This is a genomic window from Streptomyces sp. NPDC059850, from assembly GCF_042731515.1.
Taxonomy (GTDB): domain Bacteria; phylum Actinomycetota; class Actinomycetes; order Streptomycetales; family Streptomycetaceae; genus Streptomyces.
In genome coordinates, this window is sequence record NZ_JBHWJI010000036.1 from 1 (window position 1) to 18,517 (window position 18,517).

The following is an 18,517-nucleotide window of genomic DNA, read 5'->3' on the forward strand; positions in this document are numbered from 1 at the left end:
CCCCGCCCCTACCCGACACCGGGGCTCCGCCCCTGGACCCCGGCCCGGTCCCGAGGCCACGCCGTCGGGTTGGCCCCCCGGTTGTGGGCAATCGTTCCGCGGGGCGGGACGGGTGGGCACAACCCGGCCACCGGGCCGCGCCCGCGTACGAAATCCCCGGGGGCACCCCGGTAAGGCGCACCGCACCGGGCCGCGCCCGCCCGCGAGACCTCCGGGGGCACCCCGGTGCGGCACACCGCCGGGCCGCGCCCGCGGCAGGGGCACCCCGGGCGGCCGCACACGGGTTACGGCTGGACGTCGACCACCACCGGGGCGTGGTCGGAGGCGCCCTTGCCCTTTCGTTCCTCGCGGTCCACGTACGCGTCAGCGACCGCACCGGCGAACGGCTCGTTGCCGTACACCAAGTCGATCCGCATACCGCGGTTCTTCGGGAAGCACAGCTCCCGGTAGTCCCAGTACGTGAAGGGGTGGTCGTACTTCAGGGGGCGGGGGACGACGTCCGACAGACCCGCGCCGCGCAGGGCGGTCAGGGCCTCGCGCTCCTTGTCCGTCACATGCGTGAGGCCGTCGAAGCGGGTGCGGTCCCAGACATCGTCATCCGTCGGGGCGACGTTGAAGTCGCCGAGGACGGCGAAGGGCCGGGAGCCCTTCGCGTCCTCGGTCACAGCCTCCCGCAGCACGTCCAGCCAGCGCAGCTTGTAGTCGTAGTGGGGGTGGCCGATCTCACGGCCATTGGGCACGTAGACCGACCAGACCCGCACGGCACCGCACGTGGCGGCTATGGCACGGGGCTCCTGGTCACCCTCGTAGTCGGGGCCGCCGGGGAGGCCGGAGACCACGTCGGTGAGGCCGACCCGGGAGAGGACGGCCACGCCGTTCCACCGGCCGGTGGCGTTGACCGCCGCCTCGTAGCCCAGCTCGCGCAGCGGCTCATACGGGAACGCGGCCTCGGCGCACTTGGTCTCCTGGACGCACAGCACATCCGTGCCGCTGCTCTCCAGCCAGGCGAGCAGCCGGGGCAGCCGGGCAGTGATCGAATTGACGTTCCAGGTCGCGATGCGCATGGGGGACAACTTACATCCCGGGTCTGACAACCCTCGGAGCGCTCAGAGAGGCAGGCTCTCACCCGGGGTCAGGCGGATGTGCTCGGCGCCGCCCGTACCCGGCCCATCCGGGCCCAGCATCCGGCCGTAGACCATCGGCGCCAGATCGGACAGCAGCGCATCGTGGATGTCGACCGCCCGCCGCGGCGCGACCTCCCGCACATAGTCGAGGATCTCGGAGAACTTGTTCCACGGCGCGTGCAACGGCAGCAGCAGCGTCTCCACAGGACGGTCCGGGACGGTGAGCGCGTCGCCGGGGTGGAAGACCGAGCCGTCGACGACGTAGCCGACATTCGTGATCCGGGGGATGTCGGGGTGGATGACGGCGTGCAGCTGGCCGTGCACCTCGACCTCGAACCCGGCCGCCGTGAAGGTGTCGCCCTCGCCGACCGTGTGCACCCGCCCGGGGAACGCCGCCGCGATCTGTCCGGCGACACTGGCCAGGGTCCAGATCCGCGCACCGGGGTTGGCGTCGAGCGCCGCCCGCAGCCGCTCCTCGTTGAAGTGGTCGAAGTGCTCATGGGTGACCAGGATCGCGTCCGCGCCGACCGCCGCGTCCTCTTCGCTGACCCCTCCGGGGTCGATGACGAGCCGCTGCCCGTCCTTTTCCAGGTGGACGCAGGCGTGGCCCTTCTTCGTGAGCTTCATGGGGATCATTGTCCTCCCCCACCACCCGAATCACTCTTCGGGACTGGTCTCCTCGCGGATGACCCGCTGGGCGACGGCGAAGGCCGAGTTGGCGGCGGGCACCCCGCAGTAGACGCCGGTGTGCAGCAGCACTTCCTTGATCTCGGTCGGCGTCAGCCCGTTCCGCAGCGCGGCCCGGGTGTGGAAGGCCAGCTCGTCGAGGTGGCCACGGGCGGCCATGGCGGTGAGGGTGATCACGCTGCGGGTGCGGCGGTCGATGCCGGGCCGGGTCCACACCTCGCCCCACACATAGCGAGTGATGAAGTCCTGGAAGTCGCCGGTGAACTCGTCGACCTGCGACTCCGCGCGGTCCACATGGGCATCGCCCAGCACCTCGCGCCGGACCTTCATGCCCTGGTCGTAGCGGTCGGCGCGGCCGTCACCCAGCGGCTCGGACGGCTGGCTGTAGCCGATCTCGACGGGCGGCCCGGCGGGCGCGGCGGCGGCCGGGGCGGCACGCGGCGGGGCGGGCGCGGTGATCGGCGGCGGCACGGGCGTCAGCACGGGCTTGACGGACGGGGCGGAGACCGCCGTCATCCCGGTGGGGTGGTCCGAGGACTGCCACGAGCTGGAGAAGTGTCGTACGAGCAGATCGGTGACGGCGGCGGGCTGCTCGACGGGCGCCAGATGGGACGTGCCGGGGACGAGCGCGAGCCGGGCGTCGGGTATGCCCGCGACCAGGACGCGGGCGTCGGCGGCCGGGGTGACCTGGTCCTCGGCCCCCGCCAGCACCAGCGTGGGGATGCCGATCCGGCCCAGCTCGGGCCGGATGTCGAAGGCGGCCAGCGCCTCGCACGCGGCGATGTAGCAGCCGGGGTCGGTCGTACGGACCATCTGGACGGCCCAGTCGACGATGGCGGGCTGAGCGGCGGAGAAGGTGGGGGTGAACCAGCGCTCGGGGGTGGCGCGGGCGATCGGGTCGAGGCCGTTGGTGCGGACCACGACGCCGCGCTGCCGGAAGGAGTCGGCGGTGCCGAAGCGCGGGGAGGCGGAGACGAGAGCGAGTGAGCCCACTCTCAGGGGATGTCGTAGCGCCAGTTCGGCGCCGATGGCCCCGCCGAGCGAACAGCCCGCGTAGCCGAAGCGGTCGATGCCCAGCATGTCGAGGGTGGCCAGCAGCCGGGCGGCCAGCTCCGCGACGGACGGGGCGGGGTGGGCGGGCGAGCCGCCGTGGCCCGGGAGGTCGAAGCGGAGGACGCGCCAGTGGCGGGACAGCTCGGGTATCTGGCGGTCCCACATGTGCCAGGTCGTGCCCAGCGACGGGCCGAGGACGAGTACGGGCCCGTCCTCGGGGCCGTCGGTCCGGTACTGAAGTGTCTTGGTCTCGCTCACACCGGAAACGGTATCCCGAACGTCGTAGCGGTCCCTACGGCGTGACGGTGGAGACCACGTAGACCTTCGGATGGGACGGGTTGTCGTTCCTGACCGTAATACGCAGCTTGGGCTGCGGTTCCTTCTGCTTGATCACCATTCCGGACCAGTCGTGACCGGCCGCTCCGACCTGCCAGCCGACCTTCTTCGCCTGCTCGCCGGTGATCGTCACCGCGCCCTTCTCCAGCGCGGACGGCCGGGTGCCGAGCTTGGCCAGGAAGCGGTCGAGTCCGTCGCGGGAGGTGACGAACTGCACGTACAGCGAGCTGGTCTTCCACGAGTTCGTCTCGAAGGAGGCGACCTTGCGCGAGTGCTGCGGAACCGGAACGTCGTAGATGCGCCGCTGCACCCGGGACGGATAGCCCGCGGACAGGCCCTTGGCCTTGGCCGCCTGGACCTTCTCCGAGCCGCCGTCGCGGCTCTGGGAGGCGGAAATCGCCAGATAGCCCGCCGGGATCGCGATCAGCAGGAAGATGATCACGCCCCTGAGCCAGCGGCGCACCGGGCTGCGGCCCGCACCGCCCTCACCGCCGCCCTTACCGGAGTCACCGGCGGACACGCCGGGGTGCTCGTGCTGCTCCGCGGCGCTCATTCGCGGCCTGCCTGACCGCGCGGCGCCAGCCGCAGCGGGGAGGAGAACCCGGCGCGCTCGTACCGTTCGACCCGGCGGCGGGTCGCGCGGCGGAAGCGGCGGGCGACGAGCCGGGCGAGGTCGGCGGCGCCGACCATCCCCGCCTCGGGCCCCAGCTGGGCCTTGACGATACGGGCCTCCGGCCGGTAGCCGCGGCCCGTCAGGGTGCGCCGGAACGCGTCCCGGGCCGGGCCGATCAGCAGATCGTCGGCGGCGCTGACGCCACCCCCGATCACGAAGCAGGACGGGTCGAGGGCGGCGGCGAGGTTGGCGATGCCGACGCCCAGCCACTGGCCGATGTCCTGGAGGAGTTCGATGCACATGGCATCGCCGTCCCGGGCCAGCTCGGTGATCAGCGGCCCGGTGATCTCCTGGATGTTGCCGCCGACCCGGTCGGTGATCCCGTACGCCACCGGCGACTCGGCGGCCGCCAGCTCACGGGCCTCCCGGACCAGCGCGTTCCCGGAGCTGTACTGCTCCCAGCAGCCCCGGTTGCCGCACGGGCAGCGGTGTCCGGCGGGGACGACCTGCATATGGCCGAACTCGCCCGCGACCCCGTATTTGCCGCGCTTGACCTGGCCGTCCTCCAGGATCGCGCCGCCGATCCCGGTACCCAGCGTGATCATGACGAGGTGGTCCTCGCCGCGCCCGGCGCCGAAGCGCCACTCGGCCCACGCGGCCGCGTTCGCGTCGTTGTCGACCATGACCGGCACGGCCAGCCGCTCGGCCAGCCGGTCACGCAGCGGCTCATTGCGCCAGGACAGGTGCGGCGCGAACAGGACCCGGTTGCGGTCCGCGTCCACCCAGCCCGCCGCCCCGATGCCGACCGCGTGCACATCGTGCCGGTCGGACAGGTCCAGGACGAGTTCGGTGATCGTGTCCTCAACCACCTTCGGGCTCTTGGACTTGTCGGGCGTCTCGGTGCGGACCTTCTCCAGGATGTTGCCGTCGGCGTCGACGACCCCGGCCATCACCTTCGTGCCGCCGATGTCGATGCCGACGGTGGGGACCCGGGGCGCGCTCAGATGCGAGCGGCGCTCGCGCGTGCCGACGGTCCGCAGCACGGTGGCCCGGGCCGAGCCCCGGTGCACTCTTTCGCGGTAGATGCTCATCGGCCGGCCCCTTCACCGGTGCGGGAGGTGCGGTCGCTGCGGGTGCGTGCTCGCAAGAGTTCGTCGTCCCTGCGGGTGTCTCGGGAGGCCGGGGCCTCGGCGTGCGGTGGTCATGAAGCGGGTGGGGCCCGCCGTGCGATTGTGCCTCAACAGCGCCTCGCGGTGCATGGCAAGCCCCGCCCCCAAGGCGCTTACCGGGCCAGCTCGTGGGTGAGCTGTTCCAGCTCGCTGCCGCCTGCCATCTGGCGGGTCAGCTCGTCCAGAGTGATCTCGTCCTTGGCGTGGCTGCCCGCCATCGCGCCTCGCTTGAGAAGGACGAAGCGATCGCCGACCAGGTAGGCGTGGTGGGGGTTATGTGTGATCAGTACCACGCCGAGCCCGGCGTCGCGCGCGGCGGCGACGTACTTGAGGACCACCCCGGACTGCTTGACGCCCAGCGCCGCCGTCGGCTCGTCCAGGACCAGGACCTTGGCACCGAAATGGACCGCGCGGGCGATCGCCACACACTGGCGCTGACCGCCCGAGAGGGTGCCGATGGGCTGGTCGACGTCGCGCAGGTCGATGCCCATGCGCAGCAGCTCACGGTGGGTGGTCTCGCGCATCGCGGCCACGTCGAGGCGGGCGAAGGGGCCCCGGCCCTTGCGTAGCTCGGAGCCGAGGAAGAAGTTCCGCCACACCGGCATCAGCGGGACGACGGCCAGGTCCTGGTAGACCGTGGCGACGCCCCGGTCCAGCGCCTCGCGCGGCGAGCCGAGCCGGGTCTCCTGCCCGTCGACCGCGATGGTGCCCTCGTCGTGCTGGTGCAGCCCGGCGACGACCTTGATGAGGGTGGACTTGCCCGCGCCGTTGTCGCCGAGGACACAGGTGATCCGCCCGGCGTGGACGTCGAGCGAGACACCCTCCAGGGCCTTGACGTTGCCGTAGTACTTGCCGATGTCGCGCAGCGCGATCAGCGGAGTGTCGGTCGTGGTCCCTGTCGTGGTCATGCGCTTGCCTCCGCCCGCTTGCGGACCCACCAGTTGAGCAGCGTGGCGAGCAGCAGCATCGCCCCGAGGAAGAACTTGAACCAGTCCGCGCCCCACTGCGCGTACACGATGCCCTTGTTCGTCATGCCGAAAATGAACGCGCCGACGGCGGCGCCGACCGCCGAGCCGTAGCCGCCGGTCAGCAGGCAGCCGCCGATGACGGCCGCGATGATGTACAGCAGCTCGTTGCCGACGCCCTCGCCGGACTGGACGGTGTCGTACTTGAACAGCAGATGCTGACCGGAGATCCAGGCCGCCAGCGCGACGCCCATATAGAGCCCGATCTTGACGCGGTTCACCGGCACGCCGACCGCGCGGGCCGCCTCCTTGGCCCCGCCCACCGCGAAGATCCAGTTCCCGGCGCGGGTGCGCAGCAGGATCCAGGTGGCGAGCGCGATCAGGGCGAACCACCACACCACGGTGATCTGGATTTCCACATCGCCGATGGTCAGGTGGGAGGCGAAGACCTGGCGCGCGGAGGGGAAGCCCTCCATGTCGGCGATGGTCTTCGTGGAGACGGTCTCGCTGATCAGCTTGGTGAAGCCCAGGTTGCAGCCCTGGAGGATCAGGAAGGTGCCGAGCGTGATGATGAAGCTCGGCAGATTGGTGCGCACCAGCAGATAGCCGTTGAAGAAGCCGATGGCGAGGGTGGCCAGCAGGGACACCCCGGCGCCGACCCAGACGTTCGCCGTCATCTGGTACGAGAACATCGAGGAGATCAGCGCGGACGAGGTGACGAGCACACCGGTCGACAGGTCGAACTCGCCGCCGATCATCAGCAGCGCGACCGGCACCGCCATGATCCCGATGGTGGACGAGGCGTACAGCACGGTGCTGAAGCTCGACCACTGGAGGAAGGCGTCGGCGGCGACCGCGAAGAAGACGAAGACGGCGGCGGCGCCGACGACAGCGCCCAGCTCCGGGCGGCCCGCGAGGCGGCGGAGCAGCGGGGTCCGCGTCACCGGGCGCGGGTCGGCCTTCTCGGTTTCCGTCGCCTCTGACGTGTCCGTCGCGCTCATCGGGTGCCCCGCTTCGTGAACGCGGCCAGCTTCTTGGCGTCGTCCTTGGAGACGATCTGCGGGCCGGTCAGGACCGGCTTGCCGCCGCCCAGCACATCGGCGTTGTACCGCTGGAGCCAGAGCAGGTCGACCGCCTCGTACCCCTGGAGGTACGGCTGCTGGTCGACGGCGAAGCCCAGCGTGCCGTCCTCCAGCCCGGCCGCGACCTTCGCGTTGAGGTCGAAGGTGTCGATCTCGGCCTTGCTGCCCGACTGCTCGGCGGCCTGGGCGGCGGTGTCGGCGAACGGCGCGCCGAGGGTGAGGACGGTGTCGATGTCCTCGTCGGACTGGAGCTTGGCCTCGATGGAGGACTCCACGTCGGGCATGTTGGTGCCCTCGACGTAGATCTTCTGGAGCTTTCCGTCGAAGGTCTCGGCCGCGCCGTCGCAGCGCTGCTCGTGACCCACGTTGCCCTGCTCGTGCAGGACGCACAGGGCCTTCTTGCGGCCGCGCTTGTTCAGCTCCTCACCGACGGCCTCGCCCGCGATGGTCTCGTCCTGGCCGACGTGGCTGAGCGCGCCGAACTTCTTGGACTCCGCGGACCCGGAGTTGACCGTGATCACCGGTATTCCGGCCTTCACGGCGCGCCGCACGACGGACTTCATGGCGTCGGGCTTGGCGAGGGTGACGATCAGGCCGTCGACCTTCTGGTCGATGTACGACTGGACCAGCTGGGCCTGTTCCTTGCCCTCCTTATTGTGGGCGTAGAGGAACTTGACGTTGTCCTTGACGGCGGCCTGCTTGGCACCGTTCTGCACGATGTCCCAGAAGGTGTCGCCGTCGCCGGAGTGGGTGACCATGGCGAAGGTCATCCGCGGGGTGTTGACCGCCGCGTGCCCCGAGGCCGCCTGGGCGGCCCGCTGCTCGGCCCGCAGGCCGCCCGTACTGCTGCACCCCGCCAGGGCCGTGCCCAGCAGTGTCGCCAGCACGGCGGCGGTCAGCGCGCGTGCCCTTGTCCCAACTCTGGCCACGAAGAAGCCTCGTCCCTCTTGTCCCGTTTCATGTCGGTGGCCGGGAACGACATGATCGGCCCCGGCCGCCGCCAAGTATCCGTTACCGGGCGCGACCGGGGTGGTGGGGGGCTGGCGGGGCCGGGGATCAGGGGCGTACGAGCAGCTGGAACTCGAACGCGTAACGCGAGGCGCGGTAGGTGTGCGAGCCGAACTCAACCGCCCGGCCCGTGTCGTCGAAGGTGGTCCGCTCCATGGTCAGCAGCGGTGCGCCCTCGGGCTCGCCGAGCTGCTTGCCCTCGTCGGCACTGGCCGCGCGGGCGCCGACCGCCTGGCGGGCGCTGTGCAGGGTGATCCCCGCGGCGCGCATCAGCCGGTAGAGGCCGGTGTCCTCCAGCTCGGCGCTGTCCAGCTTGAGCAGCCCGGCCGGGAGCCGGTTGGACAGGTGCGCCATGGGCTCGCCGTGCGCCAGCCGCAGCCGCTCGATCACCACCACCTCGGTGCCCTCCGCGATGCCGAGGGCGGCGGCGACCTCGGCGGAGGCGGGCTCGGTGGTGTTCAGCAGCACCCGGGTCGCGGGGCGCTGGCCCGCGGCCTCCAGGTCGTCGTAGAGGCTGCTCAGCTCCAGGGGGCGCTTGACCTGGCTGTGCACCACCTGGGTGCCGACGCCTCGGCGCCGCACCAGCAGCCCCTTGTCGACCAGGGACTGGATGGCCTGGCGGACGGTGGGGCGGGACAGCCCGAGCCGCCCGGCCAGCTCGATCTCATTGCCGAGCAGGCTCCCCGGTGCCAGCCGCCCCTTTTCGATGGCCGACTCGAGCTGCTGGGACAGCTGGAAGTAGAGCGGGACCGGGCTGCTGCGGTCCACGCTGAACTGGAGCGCTTCCGCCCCGCCGGAGGTGTCTTCTTCCTGCTTTGCCACGGGGCGAGCGTAGCCGGATGAACAGATGACGGGAAGTCGTGAAGTTCTGTTGTCCGGACAAACTACGCAGAGGAGTCGGCAACGCTGTCCTTCGTGTCCGTCCGTAACCAACAAAGCGAGCGATGGCCCGGGCCCACCTCCGTTTCGGGCGGCCGCCGCGTACAGGCGTCCATGGCGAACGGGCAGCGCGGCCGGTACCGGCAGCCGTCCCCGACCACCACCTCCCGCCGCTCCGCGTCCCGCCGCGCCCGCCCCGCCAGCCGCTCGGCGCGGGCCGCCCGGGCCCGTGCGCGACCGGCGGCCGAGCTGGGCGCGGCGGCGGCCAGCGCCTGGGTGTACGGATGGCGGGGCGCGAGGATCACCTCGTCGCTGGGGCCGCGCTCCACGATCTCCCCCCGGTACATGACCATCACCTCGGAGGCGAAGTGCCGGGCGGTGGCCAGGTCGTGCGTGACGTACAGCAGGGCGAGCCCGCGCTCGTCCTTGAGCCGGTCCAGCAGCCCCAGGATCTCCAGCCGGATCGACACGTCCAGCATCGACACCGGCTCGTCGGCCAGCAGCACCCCGGGCCCCGGCGCCAGCGCGCGGGCGATCGCGACGCGCTGCCGCTGCCCGCCCGACAGCTCGTACGGGCGCTTGCGCGCCATGTCGTCGGCGGGCGTCAGGTTGACCGACCGCAGCAGTTCGTACGCCTGCGCCTCGGCGTCCGCCCCGCGCCGCGCCCGGCCGTTGACCAGGAGCGGGCGGATCAGGTGGTGGCCGACGGTGTGCGCGGGGTTGAGCGAGGCGAACGGGTCCTGGAACACCATCTGGACGGCCCGCCGGTACTCCTTCCCGCGCGTGCGCCGCGCCCCGCCCAGCCGCACCTCCCCCTCGGTGGGCGCCACCAGCCGCGACAGGGCCCGTACGACGGTCGACTTGCCGCTCCCGGACTCGCCCACGAGCGCGAGCGTGCGCCCGGCGTGCAGCGCGAACGACACCCGGTCCACGGCCCGGAACGGCACCCGGCCGCGCTGCGGGAAGTCGACGGTGAGGTTCTGGACGTCCAGCGCGGGTGCGGTCACGGCTGCCGCCCTTCCGGTAGGAGGCCCGTACCCGCGCCCGCCACCGCGTGGAGGTGGCAGGCGGCGGAGGTGCCCGGGGCCAGGGGGACAAGGGGGACGAGGGGCGGGGGCGTCGTGCCGCACGGCGCGAAGGCGTGCTCGCAGCGCGCGGCGAAGGGGCAGCCGGGCAGCGCGTCGCGCAGGTCCGGCGGGGTGCCGGGGATGCCCCGCAGGGCGCGGCGTTCGCCCGCGAGGTCCGGGAAGGAGCGCAGCAGGCCCTGGGTGTAGGGGTGGGCGGGGTCGGCGGCGATGCGCTCGGACGGGCCGTACTCGACGATCGAGCCCGCGTACATCACGGCCAGCCGGTCGCTGATCTCCAGCAGCAGCGACAGGTCATGGGTGATGAAGACGACGCTGAAGCCGAGGTCGTCGCGGAGCCGCTGCACCTCGTCCAGGATTTCGCGCTGGACGACGACGTCGAGCGCGGTCGTCGGCTCATCCATGATGACGATCTCGGGTTCGAGCGCGAGCGCCATGGCGATGACGACGCGCTGCCGCATGCCGCCGGACAGCTCGTGCGGATACGCCCGCACCCGGGCCGGGTCGATGCCGACCATGTCGAGGAGGGCGCGGGCGCGTTCGTACCGCTCGGGGCGGCGCATGCCGGGGCGGTGGGCGCGGAAGATGTCGTCGAACTGGCGGCCCACGGTGGTCACCGGGTTGAGCGCGTTCATGGCGGACTGGAAGACGACGGACAGCCGGGACCAGCGGAAGGCCCGCAGCGCCTCCCCCTCCAGCGCGAGCAGATCCGTTTTGGCCCCGGTGCGGTCGCGGTGGGTGACCCGCCCGCCGGTGAGCCGCGCCGGGGGCGCCAGCATGCGGGCGACGGCGTACGCGAGCGTCGACTTGCCGCAGCCGGACTCGCCCGCGATGCCGAGGAGTTCGCCGCGCCGCAGCTCGAAGCTGACGTCGCGGACGGCGTGGGTGGGGCGTTCGCCCTCGTACGTCACGCTGATGTGCTCGGCGCGCAGCACCACATCGTCGGTCATCGGCTCACCTTCCGTACCCGCAGCCGTGGGTCCAGGACCTCGTCAAGCCCGAAGCTGATCAGCGACAGGGCCGTGCCGAGGGCGGCCACGCACAGGCCGGGCGGGATGAACCACCACCAGGCGCCGCTGGTCAGGGCCTCCGCGTTCTGGGCGAAGTAGAGCATCGTGCCCCAGGTGAGGTGGGACGGGTCGGCGAGGCCCAGGAACGCGAGCCCCGCCTGGGTGAGGATCGCGAAGATCACCGCGAAGATGAACTGGGAGACGATGATGGCGAGTTCGTTGGGCAGGATCTCCACCAGCACGATCCGCCACCGCTTCTCCCCGTACACCCGCGCCGCCAGGACGTAGTCGCGGGTGCGCAGCGACAGCGTCTGGGCACGCAGCACCCGGGCGGAGGCGGCCCAGCTGGTCAGGGCGATGACGAGGATGGTGGACCAGGCGCCGCCGCCCTTGACGTACGCGGAGACGACGATGACCAGCGGCAGCCCGGGGATGACCAGGAACACGTTGCTGATCAGGGACAGCGCCTCGTCCGCGAGCCCGCCGAGGAAGCCGCCGCCGATCCCGACGACGACGGAGACGGCGGTCGCGATGAGCGCGGAGGCGGCGCCGATCAGGAGCGTGCCACGGGCGGAGACGACGAGCTGGGCGAGGACGTCCTGACCGGTCTGGGTGGTGCCGAGCCAGTGTGCGCCGGAGGGTGGCTGACCGAGGTCGGTGGTGAAGGCGTCCGGGTCCCCGACCAGCCAGGGGCTTAAGCCGGCGGTGAGGACGAAGACGGTGAGCAGGGCGAGTCCTGCGGCGAAGCGGCGGGAGCGCAGGGCGGGCCGCAGCCAGCCTCGGCCGGTCGCCCGTGGCGTGGTCATCGGAGGTGTCATCGGGCCTGCCTGGTGCGGGGGTCGACGAAGCCGTACACCAGGTCCACCAGGAAGTTGGCGGCGAGCACGCCGAAGGTGATGACGAGGAACACGGCCTGCATGAGCGGATAGTCGGTGTTCTGCACGGCCTGGAGCAGGGTGAAGCCCATGCCCGGATACGAGAAGACGATCTCCATGACGAGCGAGCCGCTGACGATGAAGCCGAGCGAGATGGCGAATCCGGCGACCGAGGGCAGCACGGCGTTGCGGGCCGCGTACCCGACCATGATCGTGCGCGGCGGCAGCCCCTTGGCCTCGGCGGCGACCACATAGTCCTCGGCCAGGGTGGAGACCATCATGTTGCGCATGCCGAGCATCCAGCCGCCGACCGAGCTGAGCACGATGGTGGCGGCGGGCAGCACGGCGTGTTCGGCGGCGGAGGTCAGGAACGCGCCGCTCGGGCCGATGTCCAGCGTCTCGTCGTAGCCGCCGCCGAGCGGCAGCACGCCCCACACCTGGCCGAAGAGGTAGAGGAGCAGCAGGGCGAGCCAGAAGTAGGGGATGGCGGCGAGGAAGGTGGTGGAGGGGACGAGCGAGTCGAACCAGCTGCCGCGCCGCCATCCGGCCAGGGTGCCGAGGGTGAGGCCGAGGGCGACGCTGAGCAGGGTGGCGGCGCCGACCAGGACGAGGGTCCAGGGGACGGCGTCGCCGACGACCTCGGTGACCGGGCTCGGGAAGTACGTGACGGAGAGCCCGAAGTCGAGGCGGGCGAGCGCGCCCAGATAGTCGCCGTACTGGACGAAGAGGTTGCCGTGGCCGAGGCCGAGCATGGCCGCCAGGGCCTCTTCCTGGCCTGGTTCGACGGGGCCTGACTGGGCCTGGCGGGCGAGCATCATCTCGACCGGGTCGCCGGGGATGAGACGCGGGAGGAAGAAGTTGACGGTGACCGCCATCCAGGCGGCGACGGCGTAGAAGCCGAGCTTGCGCAGGAGGTAGCGCACGCTGTCCGCCCCCGCCCGCCGCTACTTGCCCGCTTTTGCTGGCTTGTTTGCTGGCTTGGCTGGCTTGATGCGGGCGGCGACCCAGCCGCCGTCGGGGTCGAGCCAGATGGAGGGCGCGGCGTACAGATTGTCCTCGGTGGGATAGCCGGTGACCCGATTGCCGTTGAATTCCTGCTCGTTCTGTGCGGAGAAGAGCGGAATCAGCGGCATGTCCTTGATGAATTCCTGCTGGATCTTGTAGTACCAGGGCTTTTGCTTCTTCAGGTCGGTGGTTTCGCCGATCTTGTCGAGCGCCTTGTCGATGGTGGCGTTGGCGTAGCGGCCGAAGTTGCCGACGTTGGTCGTCTGACCGATCTTCGGTGGGATGGAGCTGTCCAGCATCTGGGCGTAGTAGGCGCGCGGGTCGGGGGTGTATCCGGCGTTGTCCAGCAGCATCTGGAACTGGCCTCGGGCGCGGTTGTTGGACCACTGGGCGTACGACTCGGCCTTGACGACGAGGTCGATCCCGGCCTTCTTCAGCTGCTCCTTGGCCATCTGGGCGACGCTGACGTAGTCGGTCCAGCCGGAGACGAGTTCGACCGATACGGACAGCTTCTTGCCGCCCTTCCGCCACATGCCGTCCGACCCCTTGGCGTAGCCGGAGTCGGTGAGATAGCCGCCGACCTTGCCCTGTCCGGTCTCCAGCTTCGCGTCCTTCAGCGACGGGTCGAGGACGGACTGGTAGTTGGGGAGCAGCAGCGCCATGGGGTTGGCGGCGGGCGCCTGGCCGTCGTACACGCTTCTGTTCATGAAGTCGCGGTCGAGGGCGGCGCTGATCGCCTTGCGGACATTGACGTCGGCGGTGGGGCCGCGCTGGGCGTTGGGGATGAAGGACGTGGTGGCCAGCGGAATGTTGACCAGGTCGAACTTCTTGTTCTTGGAGAGGTAGTTCTTCTTGATGTCGGGGATGAATCCGCCCGCCCAGTCGATCTGCCCTGAGGTGACGGCGGCGTTGGCGGCGTTGTTCCCGGTGAAGGCGCGGTAGCGCATGATCTTGAAGTGCGGAAGGCCCTTGATGTAATAGTCCTTGCGGGCGGCGAGATCGAGTGTCGTGCCCTTGACGGATTTCACCTTCCAGGGGCCGGTGCCCACCGGGTTGGGGTTGAGCGAGGTCGTCCTCTCCTTGGCGGAGAGCTTGGACCAGATGTGCCGGGGCAGCATCTTCAACTTGCCGAGGAGGAAGTATTCCTTGGTGTAAGCGGACTTGGTGAAGGTGACGACCACGGTGTGCTTGCCCTCGGCGGTCGCGGAGGCCACCGGGAGGGCGTACATGTTCAGCGCCTTGTCGTCCTTCGCCATCTGGAAGGTGTAGGCGACGTCCTCGGCGGTGAACGGCTTTCCGTCGTTCCAGGTGACATTCGTCCGTAACTGGATGCGGATGGATTTCCCGTCGTCCGCCCAGGTGTACTTGGTGGCCAGCCACGGGTCGACCTCGCCGGTTTTCGCCGCGTTGAAGTGGAACAGCGGCTCGTAGATCATTCCGTGGGTCGACTGGAGCGGCTGCGGCGCGAACGGATTGAAGTTGCGGACGAAGTTTCCGGTGGACCCCGTGGACACGGTCAGCACCCCGCCGGTGCCCCCACCGCCGCTGCCGCCACCGCCGCCGCAGGCGGCCAGGGTGCCGGAGAGGGCGAGTGCGGCCGTCGCGGCGATCGCGCGGCGCGGACGGCCTCTGCTCATCAACATCACGATGTCCCCCTCGGTCTGGCCGCACTCGGTATGGCCGCGCTCGGTATGCCAGCGCATCCCGGCGCCGTGAAATTAAGGGGCTCCGTCAGAGAGTGTCAATAGAGCCGACAGCGCCTCTCGACTGAACCGGCTTAGTAAGGACGTGTCGAATCTGTCGAATACCCAGGTCCGGCAGTACAGAGCCACATTCAATTGATCTAGAACGCGAAAACAGCCCTCGTGCGACCCTCGTCGATGTTGTTGACTCTAAACCGGTTTAGCCCTTCACTGCTTGCGTAGCGCCCACCGGCCAAAGGGAGAGTCCGTCGATGCAGCGCCCCTCCGCCCGGCTCACCTCTGATGAACGCCCCGTCATCTGGCTGGGCGCCAACTTCTGGTCCAGGACCGGCGGCCCGCTCATGTGGCGGAGTTACGACGGCGAGGTGATCGACGGCGAGCTGCGGGTGCTGCGGGACCACGGGCTGACCATGACCCGGTCCTTCTTCTACTGGCCCGACTTCATGCCCGCGCCCGACCGGCTCGACGAGGACATGTGCGCGCGCTACGCCGACTTCCTCGACCGGCACCACGCCCTCGGCATGACCACCGTGCCCACCTTCCTGGTCGGCCACATGTCCGGCGAGAACTGGGACCCGTCCTGGCGCGGCGACCGCGATCTGTACGGCGATGTGTGGCTGGTCGCCCGGCAGGCGTGGTTCGCCCGCGAGACCGTGCGCCGCTTCGCCGCGCATCCGGCCGTCGCCGGGTGGCTGGTCTCCAACGAGATGCCGATCTACGGCCGCGAGCCGGGCACATCCGCTTCGCCCGCTGACCGCGAGACCGTCGCCGCCTGGGCCCAGATCGTCGTGGACGCCGTCCGCGCCGGGGGCGGCACCCAGCCCGTCTCGCTCGGCGACGGCGCCTGGGGGCTGGAGAACTCCGGCCACGACAACGGCTTCCGGCTCCGCGACACCGCCGACCTGTGCGACTTCCTCGGCCCGCACGTCTACCGCATGGAGGACGACCCGGTGCGCCAGCACTACGCGGCGGCCTGGGTGTGCGAGCTGACCGGCACGTATCGACGGCCCGTGATCCTGGAGGAGTTCGGCGTCAGCTCCGACTTCGCCTCCGGCCCGGGCGCGGCCCGCTACTACCGGCAGACCCTGCACAACAGCCTGCTGGCCGGGGCCACCGGCTGGATCGCCTGGAACAACAGCGACTACGACGGGCTGCGCGGCCAGGACCCGTACCGCCACCACGCCTTCGAGATGCACTTCGGCCTCACCACCTCGGACGGCACCCCCAAGCCACCCCTCCTCGAACTGGCCGCCTTCGCCCGGGTCCTGGACGAGGTGGACTTCGCCCACTGCCACCGCGCCCCCGCCGACACCGCGCTCCTCGTCTCCTCGTACCTCGACACGCTGTACCCCTTCACCCGCCCCGAGGACCGCGCGTACGTCCAGCAGACCTGCCGTCAGGCCTGGGTCGCCGCCCGCCTCGCGGACGCCCCGGCGGCGGTGGTGCGCGAAAGCGACGGCCCGCTGCCCACGGACGTACGGCTGTGGCTCGTCCCGTCCACCAAGCAGCTGCTCTCCCCCACCTGGTACGACCTGGAGCAGCGGGCCCGCGACGGCGCGACCGTCTACGTCTCGTACTCCCCCGGCGCCCACGACGAACAGCGCGGCCCCTGGTACGCCCACCTGAACGCGCTCTTCGGCGTCCGCCACCAGCTGGAGTACGGCCTGCTCGACCCCATCGAGGACGACGAGATCACCCTCACCCTCACCCGCCCCTTCGGCACCCTCCCCGAAGGCGCCCGCCTCACCTTCCGCGCGGCGGGGGCCCGTTGTTTCCTCCCCGTCGAACCGGACGGCGCCGAGGTGCTGGCCGTCGACGGCCGCGGCCGCCCGGCGCTGCTGCTGCGCGCGGTGGGCGAGGGCTCCGTCGTCTTCTGCACCTACCCCATCGAGCACATGGCCGCGGTCACCCCGCGCGTCAACCCCGAGGCCACCGCCACCCTGTACGACGCGCTCGCCGCCCACGCCGGAGTCCACCGCCCGGTCACCGTGAACGACCCCCGCATCGCGGTCGACCGCCTCGTCCACGACGACGGCCGCACCTTCGTCTGGCTGGTCAGCCAGTCCCCGGCCGAACTGACCGTAAAGCCGACCGTCACCGCCTCGCGTCTCCTGACCCTCACCGGCACCCCGGCCGACACCATCACCCTGCCCCCGTACGGAGTGCGGGTCCTCCACCTGCCCCCTTCCCCTGCCTCCCTTCGCTGACGTCATCACGGACCACGGCCAGGTACTCGGCGATCGCGTCACGGTTGCGGATCAGGAAGGCGATGCGCTCGGTCATGCGGTCGCGTTCGTGTTCCAGGGTGGCGATCATGTCCGGGGTGGCGTCGGAGAAGTGGATGACGCGGGGTTTGTCGAGGCAGGGCAGGATCTGCTTGATGATGCGGGTGGGGAGGCCCGCGTCGAGGAGGCCGCGGATCTGGAGGACGCGGTCGACGTTGCGTTCGTCGTAGGCGCGGTAACCGTTGGCGCAGCGGAGGGGGAGGATGAGTCCCTGCTCCTCATAGTAGCGCAGGAGTCGGCGGGATGTGCCGGTGCGCTCCGACAGCTCTCCGATGCGCATGGGTACCTCTCTGTTTGACCTTCACACCAATGTGAGGGTTTGAGCATACGTACATGACGCAGAAACTTCCCCTGCCAGCACTGCTCGCGCTAGCCACCGCCGTTTTCCTGACCAGCCTGACCGAGACGCTGCCCGCCGGGGTGCTGCCCGCGATGAGCGGGGATCTGGGGGTGGGCGAGTCCGCGATGGGCCAGTCGGTGACGGTCTACGCGCTCGGCACCGCACTCACGGCCATCCCCCTGTCCACGGCCACGGCGGGCTGGCGCCGCAAGCGGCTGCTGCTGCTGACGGCGATGGCGGGCTTCGCCGTGGCCAACACGGTGACGGCCGCCTCGTCGGACTACACCCTGACCATGGTCGCCCGCTTCGTCGCCGGGGTGGCGGCGGGCCTGGCGTGGGCGCTGCTGGCCGGGTACGCGCGGCGGATGGCGCCGGTGCCGTTGCAGGGCAAGGCGATCGCCATCGTGATGACGGGCATTCCCGTCGCCCTCTCGCTGGGCGTCCCCGCGGGAACTTTCCTCGGCCAGGCGCTGGGCTGGCGCGTGACGTTCGCGGTGATGACCGCGCTGGCCGTCGTCCTGCTCGGCTGGATCGCGGCGCTGGCGCCGGACTACCCGGGGCAGCGGCCGGAGGCCCGTACGTCGGTACGGCGCACCCTCGCCGTGCCGGGGGTGGCCCCGGTCCTCTTCGTCACCCTCGCCTTCGTCCTGGCCCACACCATCCTGTACACGTACATCGCCACCTTCCTCGACCGGCTGGGCATGGGCGGCTCGACCGACTTGGTGCTGCTGGTCTTCGGCGCCGCGTCCCTGGTGTCCATCTGGGTCGTGGGCGTCCACATCGACCGCCGCCTGCGCGCCCTCACCCTCGCCGGAACCGTCCTCTTCGCCGTGGCGGCCACCGCCCTGTCGTTGGTGACGGACAGCCCGACCCTCGTCTACGCGGCGGTCACCCTCTGGGGCCTCGGCTGGGGCGGCGCCCCCACCCTCCTCCAGACGGCCGTGGCCGACGCGGGCGGCGAGGCGGCGGACGCGGCCCAGGCCATGCTCGTCACCCTCTGGAACGCGGCCATGGCCGGAGGCGGCGCAGCAGGCGGCCTCCTCCTCAACTTCCTCGGCCCGACCTCCTTCCCCTGGAGCGTGCTGGCCCTGCTGGCCCCGGTGCTGATCGTGGTGGCGGCGGCGAGGGTGCACGGCTTCCCGGCGGAGCGCCAGCCGGTGTGACGGCGAGTCGATCGCGATCGAGGGATCCGGCCGTGGGCGGCTCGACACCCCCCCCCGGCACGCCCCGCCCCCCCCCCCCCACCCACACCCCCACCCCACAAAAACCAAAACACCCCCCACCCAAACCCCAAGTCC

General features: G+C 70.8%; 17 protein-coding genes. 2 read left to right on the plus strand and 15 right to left on the minus strand.

Features of this window, described 5'->3' with window-relative positions; genetic code table 11:
* Positions 1-284: 284 nt before the first annotated feature.
* The 14 genes from ACFV9T_RS26735 to ACFV9T_RS26800 form a co-directional block, all read right to left on the minus strand.
* Complete coding sequence (locus ACFV9T_RS26735; RefSeq protein ID WP_385444619.1) at positions 285-1,064, minus strand: exodeoxyribonuclease III; 780 nt, start codon at positions 1,062-1,064, stop codon at positions 285-287.
* Positions 1,065-1,106: 42 nt separating this feature from the next.
* The gene (locus ACFV9T_RS26740) at positions 1,107-1,751 is read right to left on the minus strand and encodes an MBL fold metallo-hydrolase (protein ID WP_385444621.1); all 645 of its coding nucleotides are present in this window, start codon (positions 1,749-1,751) and stop codon (positions 1,107-1,109) included.
* 30 nt (positions 1,752-1,781) lie between these two features.
* Positions 1,782-3,122 (minus strand): 4-carboxymuconolactone decarboxylase, encoded by a 1,341-nt coding sequence (gene pcaC, locus ACFV9T_RS26745; protein WP_385444623.1) that lies wholly within the window; start codon positions 3,120-3,122, stop codon positions 1,782-1,784.
* Between the two features lie 34 nt (positions 3,123-3,156).
* A complete protein-coding gene (locus ACFV9T_RS26750; RefSeq protein ID WP_385444625.1) occupies positions 3,157-3,753 on the minus strand; it encodes a hypothetical protein in 597 nt (198 codons plus the stop codon).
* Entirely contained in the window at positions 3,750-4,904 is a 1,155-nt protein-coding gene (locus tag ACFV9T_RS26755) for an ROK family glucokinase (RefSeq protein ID WP_385444626.1), read from the minus strand. The genes ACFV9T_RS26750 and ACFV9T_RS26755 overlap by 4 nt, the downstream gene beginning before the upstream one ends.
* A 191-nt stretch (positions 4,905-5,095) precedes the next feature.
* A complete protein-coding gene (locus ACFV9T_RS26760; protein ID WP_385444628.1) occupies positions 5,096-5,890 on the minus strand; it encodes an ATP-binding cassette domain-containing protein in 795 nt (264 codons plus the stop codon).
* A complete protein-coding gene (locus tag ACFV9T_RS26765) occupies positions 5,887-6,948 on the minus strand; it encodes an ABC transporter permease (protein ID WP_385444629.1) in 1,062 nt (353 codons plus the stop codon). Before ACFV9T_RS26765 ends, ACFV9T_RS26760 begins: the two co-directional genes overlap by 4 nt.
* Positions 6,945-7,958, minus strand: a complete 1,014-nt coding sequence (locus tag ACFV9T_RS26770) for a sugar ABC transporter substrate-binding protein (RefSeq protein ID WP_385444631.1) — start codon at positions 7,956-7,958, stop codon at positions 6,945-6,947. The genes ACFV9T_RS26765 and ACFV9T_RS26770 overlap by 4 nt, the downstream gene beginning before the upstream one ends.
* A 127-nt stretch (positions 7,959-8,085) precedes the next feature.
* Positions 8,086-8,805 carry a GntR family transcriptional regulator gene (locus tag ACFV9T_RS26775; RefSeq protein WP_385444759.1) on the minus strand — a complete coding sequence of 240 codons (720 nt, stop codon included), beginning with the start codon at positions 8,803-8,805 and terminating at the stop codon, positions 8,086-8,088.
* A gap of 116 nt (positions 8,806-8,921) precedes the next feature.
* On the minus strand, positions 8,922-9,923 hold the full coding sequence (locus tag ACFV9T_RS26780; RefSeq protein ID WP_385444632.1) for an ABC transporter ATP-binding protein: 1,002 nt from the start codon (positions 9,921-9,923) through the stop codon (positions 8,922-8,924).
* On the minus strand, positions 9,920-10,951 hold the full coding sequence (locus tag ACFV9T_RS26785; protein WP_385444634.1) for an ABC transporter ATP-binding protein: 1,032 nt from the start codon (positions 10,949-10,951) through the stop codon (positions 9,920-9,922). The genes ACFV9T_RS26780 and ACFV9T_RS26785 overlap by 4 nt, the downstream gene beginning before the upstream one ends.
* Entirely contained in the window at positions 10,948-11,817 is an 870-nt protein-coding gene (locus ACFV9T_RS26790) for an ABC transporter permease (protein ID WP_385444636.1), read from the minus strand. Before ACFV9T_RS26790 ends, ACFV9T_RS26785 begins: the two co-directional genes overlap by 4 nt.
* An 8-nt stretch (positions 11,818-11,825) precedes the next feature.
* Positions 11,826-12,809: an ABC transporter permease gene (locus ACFV9T_RS26795; protein WP_385444637.1), complete on the minus strand. Its 984-nt coding sequence runs from the start codon at positions 12,807-12,809 to the stop codon at positions 11,826-11,828.
* Between the two features lie 21 nt (positions 12,810-12,830).
* A complete protein-coding gene (locus ACFV9T_RS26800) occupies positions 12,831-14,528 on the minus strand; it encodes an ABC transporter substrate-binding protein (RefSeq protein ID WP_385444639.1) in 1,698 nt (565 codons plus the stop codon).
* Between the two features lie 317 nt (positions 14,529-14,845).
* Between ACFV9T_RS26800 and ACFV9T_RS26805 the strand changes: the two genes are divergently transcribed.
* A complete protein-coding gene (locus ACFV9T_RS26805) occupies positions 14,846-16,801 on the plus strand; it encodes a cellulase family glycosylhydrolase (protein ID WP_385444640.1) in 1,956 nt (651 codons plus the stop codon).
* Here the strand turns inward: ACFV9T_RS26805 and ACFV9T_RS26810 are convergent.
* Positions 16,737-17,159, minus strand: a complete 423-nt coding sequence (locus ACFV9T_RS26810; RefSeq protein WP_385444642.1) for a MerR family transcriptional regulator — start codon at positions 17,157-17,159, stop codon at positions 16,737-16,739. The genes ACFV9T_RS26805 and ACFV9T_RS26810 overlap by 65 nt on opposite strands.
* Positions 17,160-17,212: 53 nt before the next feature.
* Between ACFV9T_RS26810 and ACFV9T_RS26815 the strand changes: the two genes are divergently transcribed.
* The gene (locus ACFV9T_RS26815) at positions 17,213-18,382 is read left to right on the plus strand and encodes an MFS transporter (protein ID WP_385444644.1); all 1,170 of its coding nucleotides are present in this window, start codon (positions 17,213-17,215) and stop codon (positions 18,380-18,382) included.
* Positions 18,383-18,517: the final 135 nt, after the last annotated feature.